Source organism: Aeromonas cavernicola, assembly GCF_002795305.1.
Taxonomy (GTDB): Bacteria; Pseudomonadota; Gammaproteobacteria; order Enterobacterales; family Aeromonadaceae; genus Aeromonas; species Aeromonas cavernicola.
Genome location: NZ_PGGC01000240.1, coordinates 1 through 3,877, shown reverse-complemented (window position 1 = coordinate 3,877; position 3,877 = coordinate 1). Strand labels below are relative to the sequence as shown.

General features: G+C 61.2%; 3 protein-coding genes. 2 read left to right on the top strand and 1 reads right to left on the bottom strand.

What is annotated here, in order from left to right; genetic code table 11:
- On the top strand, nucleotides 1–376 hold a 376-nt coding region (locus tag CUC53_RS18210; RefSeq protein ID WP_236757972.1), incomplete at its 5' end, for a LysR substrate-binding domain-containing protein.
- 6 nt (nucleotides 377–382) lie between these two features.
- Here CUC53_RS18210 and CUC53_RS18205 read toward each other — a convergent pair.
- The gene (locus CUC53_RS18205) at nucleotides 383–1,291 is read right to left on the bottom strand and encodes a LysR substrate-binding domain-containing protein (protein WP_100295400.1); all 909 of its coding nucleotides are present in this window, start codon (nucleotides 1,289–1,291) and stop codon (nucleotides 383–385) included.
- A 239-nt stretch (nucleotides 1,292–1,530) separates the two neighbouring features.
- Between CUC53_RS18205 and metE the strand changes: the two genes are divergently transcribed.
- Nucleotides 1,531–3,825: a 5-methyltetrahydropteroyltriglutamate--homocysteine S-methyltransferase gene (gene metE / locus CUC53_RS18200; protein ID WP_167386798.1), complete on the top strand. Its 2,295-nt coding sequence runs from the start codon at nucleotides 1,531–1,533 to the stop codon at nucleotides 3,823–3,825.
- Nucleotides 3,826–3,877 lie beyond the last annotated feature (52 nt).

The following is a 3,877-nucleotide window of genomic DNA, read 5'->3' as shown; positions in this document are numbered from 1 at the left end:
CCTCGCCTTGCCAAATAGGCCGGCGCCGCGCAGCCCTGCCGATCTGGTTGATCACGACTGGCTCGGCGGCGAGGTGCAGGGGAGTGGCCTGCTGCTGCTCGATCAAAAAGGGGGCGAGCACCGGGTGAAAGTGAAGACCAAGGTCCAGTGCAACAATGTGTTGCCGCTTCGCCAGTTCGCTCTGGCTGGACTCGGGATCGCCTTGCAGCCGGAGGGGGAAATTAGCGATGATCTGGCCCACGGCCGCTTACTGGAGCTGCTGCCCGATTATCGATCGCCCATGATGGAGATCCACGCCATCACCCCGCAGCGGGAGATCCCCGAGAAGGTGCGGCGGGTGATTGAGGCGCTACGCAGCTATTTTGGTGCCCTGTAGCGGCGATCAGCGCGCCATCTTGGCGCGGATGCGGGCAAACAGGCTTTGCAAACATGGCTGATCTTTATCCGCCGCCCGCACCGCACCGTACATATGGCGGCGCACCCCAGCGCCAAGAGGGCGCGCGGCCAGCAGCCCTTGCTGGACAAACGCCTCGCTGGCCCAGCATGGCAGGGCGGCGAGCCCAAGCCCAGCGGCGGCCATTTGCAGCATCACCGAGGTGTTGTCCACCGGCTTGCAGCGGGCGGGCTCCACCCCAGCCGGTTGCAAAAAGCGACTGAAGATATCCATGCGCACGCGCTCCACCGGATAGACCAGCAGCACCTCTTGCCCCAGATCGCTAGGCTCGATGCGGGGCTGCTGGCTGAGCCGGTGATTTGGCGCCATCACCAAGGTGAGATCGAAGCCAAACAGCGGCTCGAAGTGGAGATCGCCACGGGCCTGTACGTCCGAGGTGAGCAGTAAGTCGAGCTGGCCGCCGAGCAGCGCGTTGATCGCATCAAAGCCCGGCACTGATTCCACTTCCAGATCTACCCCCGGCCACTGGCGGCGAAAATCGGGCAACAGCGGCAGCAGCCATTGGATGCAACTGTGGCAATCGAGCGCCAGATGCAGCTTGCCCGCATCGCCACTGTGCAAGGCGTGCAGCTGCTTTTCAGTGTGGGCTAGCGCGGGCAGCACCTGACGGGCGAGGGCCAGTAACTGGTTGCCTGCCGCGGTTAGCAGCAGTGGGCGGCTTTTGCGCAGAAACAGCTCCAGATTAAGGCGGGTCTCTAACTCTTTGAGCTGGTGGGAGAGGGCGGACTGGGTGAGGTTCAAGGTCAGCGCGGCAGCGGCCAGCGAACCTTGTTCGGCCAGGGCGGTCACTGTCTTCAAGTGTTTGATCTCGATCCCTGCACTGTTGAGCACTGCCATGGGAAGTCTCCTTGTCTCGTAGAAAGTGGCATAGCTTGAAAGGGCGCAGAGCCCGTAGCAAGCGGCTGTTGCATCCTGATGGTTGCGGTGGCAGCACGTCAGTTGCGGATTATTTGAGAGCCACTTGAAAAGGATTCAATAGCCAGCGCCACCTTATCTTGTCATTTTGGATGTGTAAACATCTGGATGGCTAAATCATCCAGCTTCTTATCAGATGATAAACATAAGGAATTGGCGTTATGACCTATGCACACACCCTGGGCTTTCCCCGTATTGGCGCTCAGCGCGAACTCAAATTTGCTCTCGAATCTTATTGGCGTGGCGAGACCACGCAGGCTGAACTGATTGCCGTGGGTAAGACGCTGCGCCAGCGCCACTGGCAGGCGCAGCAGCAGGCGGGCGTCACCTTGCTGCCTGTGGGCGACTTTGCTTGGTACGATCAGGTGCTCGGCACCAGCCTGCTGGTGGATGCGGTGCCTGAGCGTCATCGCCATGTGGTTGATGGCAAGAGCGAGACCGATCTCGATACCCTGTTTCGGGTAGCCCGTGGCCGAGCACCGACCGGCCCTACGGCCGCCGCGGCCGAGATGACCAAATGGTTCAACACCAACTACCACTATCTGGTGCCGGAATTTAGCCGTGACCAGCGCTTCAAACTGGGCTGGAGCCAGCTGTTTGACGAGGTCGAAGAGGCCAAGGCGCTCGGGCTGCCGGTCAAGGCGGTGCTGCTGGGGCCGCTCTCTTATCTGTGGCTTGGCAAGGAGAAAGAGAGCGGTTTTTCGCGCCTAGAACTGCTCGATCGCCTGCTGATTGTCTATCAGGAGATCCTAGCGAAACTGTCCGCCCAAGGGGTGGAGTGGGTACAGATCGACGAACCGGCGCTGACGCTGGACTTGCCGGACGAGTGGCGGCTGGCCTACCTCAACGCTTACCAGCGCTTGAGCGGCCCCAGCAAACTGCTGCTCACCACCTATTTCGGCTCAGTGGCCCATCAGCGCGACATCATCACCAGCCTGAAAGTGGATGGCCTGCATCTGGATCTGGTGGCTGCCCCCGAGCAGCTAGAGACGCTGGTGCCGCACCTGCCAGCCCAGTGGGTCATCTCGGCGGGGGTGATCAATGGCCGCAACGTCTGGCGCGCCAATCTGGCCAAGCTGGCACCGACCCTCAAGACGCTCAAGACCAAGCTCGGTGAGCGGCTCTGGATCGGCTCCTCCTGCTCGTTGCTGCACAGCCCAGTGGATCTGAGCTTGGAGCAGGAGCTCGATGCCCAGACCCGCAGCTGGTTCGCCTTTGCGGTGCAAAAATGCTACGAGCTGGGGTTGCTGGCGGCGTATTTGGATAGCAACGCGCGCGACGGAAGCCAGATCGACAAGATCATCGCCTACAGCCAGCCCATCGTCGATCGGGAGTCTGATCTCCGCGTTCACAAATTGGCCGTGCGATCTCGTCTGGCCAGCCTCACTAATAGCGATTTCGATCGCCACAGCCCCTATCCAGTCAGGGCCGAGCTGCAACGGGCCGATCTCAAGTTACCGCTGTTGCCCACTACCACCATCGGCTCCTTCCCGCAGACGTCGCAGATCCGAGTATTGCGCCAGGATTGGCGGGCGGGTCGCATCGATGACCGCGTCTATGAGGCGGGCATTCAGGCCCAGATCAAGGATGCCATCGAACGTCAGGAAGCCATCGGGCTGGACGTGCTGGTGCACGGCGAGGCCGAGCGCAACGACATGGTGGAGTATTTCGGTGAACTGCTGGACGGCTTTGCCATCACCCGTTTCGGTTGGGTGCAAAGCTATGGCTCCCGTTGCGTCAAGCCACCGGTGATCACCCGCGACATCGATCGCCCAGCCCCGATGACCCTAGCGTGGACCCAGTTTGCCCAGAGCCTGACCGACAAGCCGGTCAAGGGGATGCTGACTGGCCCGGTGACCATCCTCTGCTGGTCGTTCCCGCGCGAAGATGTGAGTCGCGAGCAGTCCGCCTTGCAGATTGGCTTGGCCATTCGCGACGAGGTGGCAGATCTGGAGGCCGCCGGCATCAAGATCATCCAAATTGATGAGCCCGCCATCCGCGAAGGCTTGCCGCTGCGCAAGCAAGATCATCAAACCTATCTGGACTGGGCGGTGCGGGCGTTTCGGCTGAGCGCAAGCCCAGTGGCGGATAGCACTCAGATCCACACCCACATGTGTTATAGCGACTTCAACCTCATCATCGAGGCGGTGGCCGCACTCGATGCCGACGTCATCACCATCGAGACCAGCCGCAGCCAGATGCAGCTGCTGGGGGCGTTTGAGCGCTTTAACTATCCCAATGAGATAGGCCCAGGTGTCTATGATATTCACTCCCCCAACGTGCCCAATCAGGGATGGATTGAGGGGCTGATCCGCAAAGCAGCCCAGCAGATACCGGTTGAGCGGTTGTGGGTCAACCCAGATTGCGGCCTCAAGACCCGTGGCTGGGAAGAGACAGAGGCCGCCCTCAAGGTGATGGTCAATGCCACCCGAGCGCTGCGGGCTGAGCTGGCCTGATCGTCCGTCAAGGCGGGCGTGACTTGGTAACAGCGAGTCCGTGCACGGGTCG